Annotated in this window: 5 protein-coding genes; 1 reads left to right on the top strand and 4 read right to left on the bottom strand. The window is 68.3% G+C overall.

What is annotated here, in order from left to right; translation table 11 throughout:
* On the top strand, nucleotides 1-273 hold a 273-nt coding region (locus Q0379_RS15840), incomplete at its 5' end, for a pyruvate kinase alpha/beta domain-containing protein (protein ID WP_299010848.1).
* A 3-nt stretch (nucleotides 274-276) separates the two neighbouring features.
* Here the strand turns inward: Q0379_RS15840 and Q0379_RS15835 are convergent.
* The 4 genes from Q0379_RS15835 to Q0379_RS15820 all read right to left on the bottom strand — a co-directional run.
* The gene (locus Q0379_RS15835; protein ID WP_299010845.1) at nucleotides 277-1,005 is read right to left on the bottom strand and encodes a Crp/Fnr family transcriptional regulator; all 729 of its coding nucleotides are present in this window, start codon (nucleotides 1,003-1,005) and stop codon (nucleotides 277-279) included.
* Between the two features lie 308 nt (nucleotides 1,006-1,313).
* Nucleotides 1,314-2,447, bottom strand: coding sequence for an acyl-CoA dehydrogenase family protein (locus Q0379_RS15830; RefSeq protein WP_299010842.1), 1,134 nt, complete (start codon nucleotides 2,445-2,447; stop codon nucleotides 1,314-1,316).
* Nucleotides 2,447-3,058 (bottom strand): 2-hydroxychromene-2-carboxylate isomerase, encoded by a 612-nt coding sequence (locus Q0379_RS15825; protein ID WP_299010839.1) that lies wholly within the window; start codon nucleotides 3,056-3,058, stop codon nucleotides 2,447-2,449. Before Q0379_RS15825 ends, Q0379_RS15830 begins: the two co-directional genes overlap by 1 nt.
* 4 nt (nucleotides 3,059-3,062) lie before the next feature.
* Nucleotides 3,063-4,157, bottom strand: a 1,095-nt coding sequence (locus Q0379_RS15820; protein ID WP_299010837.1) for an acyl-CoA dehydrogenase family protein, incomplete at its 5' end; no start/stop codon positions are given.

The following is a 4,157-nucleotide window of genomic DNA, read 5'->3' as shown; positions in this document are numbered from 1 at the left end:
CGCGAGCGCCCGCTGCAGCCGGTGTTGGCCCTGTCGCCCCAACTTAGCGCCGTGCGCCGCATGACCCTGGTCTGGGGCGTCGAGCCGCGTGTAAGCGCCCAGCCCGACAGCCTGGAGGTCGTGACGACCGATGCGTCGAGCAAGGCCCTGGAGCTGGGGCTGGTCGCGCCGGGCGAGCGCCTCTTGGTGGTGGCCGGGACGCCGTTCGGCGCTCCGGGCGCGGCCAACCTGCTGCGCCTGGCGCATGCGCCAGCGCCCGCGCGTCGCCGATAAAGATCAGCCGCGAAGCCGCAGGCTCGGGGCGTCTTCGTCGCCGAACGGATCGGGCAGGAGCCGCTCGTAGCTCCTGCGCACGGCGCCGTAGCACTCACAGGTCATCGCCTCGAGACCGGCTCGGTCCAGGATGTCGACGACGCCGCGGCGATAGCGGATCAGCCCTTTGGCTTGCAGCGAGCCGGCGACGGCCGTGACGGTCGTGCGCTGGACGCCCAGCATGTCCGCCAGGAACTCCTGGGTCAGGCTGACCGTGTTGCTGTCGATGCGGTCATGGCACGACAGCAGCCAGCGGCAGAACCGCGCCTCCACCGCGTGCAGCGCGTTGCAGGCCACGGACTGGATCGCGTGGCCGAACAGCGCCTCGTTGTGGCGGTCCACCAGGTCGCGAAGCGCCGCGCTGCGGGTCCAGACCTCGTGCAGCGGAGCCGCGGCGATGCGCAAGGCCGAGCCCGGCGCCTGGACGATCGCGCGCGACAGCGACTGACGCGGCGCCACCGCGGCCATCAGGCCGAGAGCACCCTCGCGGCCGATGGCGGCGGACTCGATGGCCGCGCCGCTCTCCATCAACGTCATCAGCGAGATGACGCCATCATTGGGAAAATAGACCTGATCGATCGCGTCGCCCGGGTCGTACAGCAGACGACCTTTGTCGAGGTCCATCGGCGACAGATACGGAACCAGAAGAGCCTTGTCCTCTGACGGCAGCGCGGAAAGGAGGCGGTTCTTCAAGGGATGTAGGAGCCCTAGCATGCGGAATCGAACGCCGGTTAACGGCAAGGGTTGCAAGCTATAGGCAGGTCAAATGAAGGGCGCCGTCGCGTAGCCGACACAATCCAGTCAGGAGCGATGTAAAAATAGAAGGGGCCGAACAACTGCTGCCGACGCATCATCATTTGACGGAACAGGCGTGCGTCGGGTTCTCGACATTATTACTCAATCGAGGTGCGGGGCGACGTTCGCTAACCTGATGATCGGCAAGAAAAAAGCCGCCGTGACGGCGGCTTTAGGGCCATGGTGTGGCTTCTCTTTCTTTGGGATCAGAAGCCCATCAGCCGCGCATAGCGATCGCGGTGGAAACTGGCGCCGCCGAACAGCGCCTCGGTGACCCGCGCGCGCTTCATGTAGAGGCCGGCGTCATGGGCGTCGGTCATGCCGATCCCGCCATGCATCTGGACCATCTCGTTGCTGGCCAGGTGGACGAGTTCGCAGGCCTTGGCCTTGGCGAGGGAGGCGAGGGCGCGGGTGTCGCCGCCGGCGTCCAAGGCTTCCAGCGCCGCCTCGACGCAGGAACGGGTGGTCTCCAGGTCGGTGAACCACTTGGCGGCGCGGTGCTGCAGCGCCTGGAACGAGCCGATTACCTGGCCGAACTGGGTGCGGGTCTTCAGATAGTCCAGCGTGATGTCGAAGGCCGCGCTGGCGCTGCCCAGCATCTCGGCCGCGAGGCCCGCATAGGCGCGATCCAGCGTCGGCTCCAGCACCGCCCAGCCCTTGTCGACCTCGCCGAGAACCGCGTCGGCCGGGACCTCGACCGCGTCGAACGCGATCTGGGCCGCGCCGCGGGAGTCCATCAGCGCCAGATGGGTGCGCTTCACCCCCGGCGCGTCGCCGGGAACCAGGAACAGGGTCAGGCCGTCTGTCTGGCCCGGCGCGCCGCCGGTGCGGGCGGCGACGATCAGCAGGTCGGCGGCCTCGCCGTCCAGCACGAAGGTCTTGGTTCCGTTCAGCGCGAAACCCGAACCGCTCTTGGTGGCGGTCAGGGCCGTGCGGGCCGGGGCGTGGTGCGAGCCTTCGTCGATCGCCAGGGTCGCGACGATCTCGCCGCTGGCGATGCGCGGCAGCCAGGCCTGCTTCTGGGCGTCGGAGCCGGCCAGCTGCAGGGCCGAGGCGGCGATCATGGCCGTGGAAAGGAGCGGCGAGGCCGCCAGGGTGCGCCCGGTCTCCTCCAGGATCAGGCCCAGGCCCAGATAGCCGAAGGCCGAGCCGTCATAGGCCTCGGGCACGATCACCCCGGCCCAGCCCATCTCGCCCATTTCCTTCCAGGCGGCGGGATCGAAGCTCTGGCCGCTTTTGCCGTCGCGTAAGCGTCGCAGGGCGCCGACGGGGGCGCTTTCGCTGGCCCAGCCCTTGGCGGCGTCGCGCAGCATCGTCTGTTCTTCGGTCAGGACGGCCATCAGGCGTGCTCCCTGGATTGATGACGGGCGGCCCAGTCGAGGGCCTGTTCCAGACGGTCGTTGCCCCAGAAGAGCTCGCCGTCGGCGGTGAGAAAGCTGGGCGCGCCGAACAGGCCGCGCTCCTTCGCCTGGCGGACGTGGTCCTTCAGACGGGTCTTGATCGGATCGGATTGCGCCGCGGCCAGGACATGGTCCGGGCCCGCGCCGACCGAGGCTATGAGAGGCGCCAGGACCTCGGGGCTGCCGATGTCCTGGTCGTCGACGAAATTGGCCTGATAGACCGCGCGGCTGAAGGCCGGGGTCCAGCCGTCCTCCAGGCCGACGATCGCCACCCGGGCGGCCAGCAGGCTGTTGCGCGGGAACTGGCTGGGGTGGCGCAGCGGAAGACCCTCGGCGTCGCAGACGCGCGCAAGGTCCCGCCACATGTACTCGCCTTTCACCGGGAAGGCGTTGAACGGACTGTCGTTCAGCCCCTGCTGGTCATGGAACAGCGGGCCCAGGATGAAGGGCCGCCAAGCCACGGCCACGCCCTTGTCGGCGGCCAGCTTCTCGATCCGCATGGCCGCCGGATAGGAGTAGGTCGAAGCAAACTCGTACCAAAACTCGATCATGGGACTACTGATGGTCCAGCAGGCCCAGGACGCGCTTGGCGACGACGTTCAGGTTCACCTCGCTGGTGCCGCCCTCGATCGAATTGCCCTTGGCGCGCAGCATGGCGCGCGGCGCGGCCAGCTCCTCGGCGCTGAAGCCTTCGCCCGCCCAGCCCAGGCCCTGCAGGCCCAGCGCCTCGACCAGCAGCTCGGTGCGCTCCTGGTTCATCTTGGCGGCGGCGTACTTGATGATCGAGACGGCGGCGCTGGGGCCCGAGCCCTGCTTGGACTCCGCCTCGGCGCGTCGCACGGTCAGCATGAACGCGTGGGCGTCCATGGCGTGGGCCGCCAGGCGGGCGCGGAAGTCGCCGTCGGCGATGCGGCCTTCGCTGTCGACGCCGATCTCCTTCTTGGCCGCGTCGACCGGCGACAGACCGCCGCCGCCGCCGAAGCCCGAGGCGCTGATGTTCTGGCGCTCGTACTGCAACAGGCGCTTGGCGATGTCCCAGCCGCCATTCAGCTTGCCGACCAGCTGGTCCTTCGGAACCTTCACATTGTCGAAGAAGGTTTCACAGAAGGGCGACGAACCGCTGATCAACTTGATCGGGCGGGCTTCCACGCCGGGCGAGGTCATGTCGAACAGCACGAACGAGATGCCCTCGTGCTTCTTCGTCGTGTCGGTGCGCACCAGGCAGAAGATCCAGTCGGCCTGGTCGGCGTAGCTGGTCCAGACCTTCTGGCCGTTGATCAGGTAGTGATCACCCTTGTCCTCGCACTTGGTCTGCAGGGACGCGAGGTCCGAGCCGGCGCCCGGCTCGCTATAGCCCTGGCACCAGCGGATTTCGCCGCGCACGATCGGCGGCAGGAAGCGCTGCTTCTGCTCCTCGGTGGCGTATTCAAGCAGCACGGGCCCGAGCATCCAGATCCCGAAGCTCATCAAGGCCGGGCGGGCCTTGAGGCGGCGCAGTTCCTGCTCCAGCACCTTGTTCTGGGCCTTGGAGAGGCCGCCGCCGCCATATTCCTTGGGCCACATCGGCGCGGTCCAGCCGCGCTCGGCCATGCGGTCCAGCCACAGTTTGGCGTCGGGGTTCTTCCAGACCATCTTGCGGCCGCCCCACGG

Origin of the sequence: uncultured Caulobacter sp., assembly GCF_937900395.1 — a bacterium.
Taxonomy (GTDB): domain Bacteria; phylum Pseudomonadota; class Alphaproteobacteria; order Caulobacterales; family Caulobacteraceae; genus Caulobacter.
The sequence above is the reverse complement of the archived record's forward strand: the minus strand, read 5'-3'. Positions and strand labels throughout refer to the sequence as shown.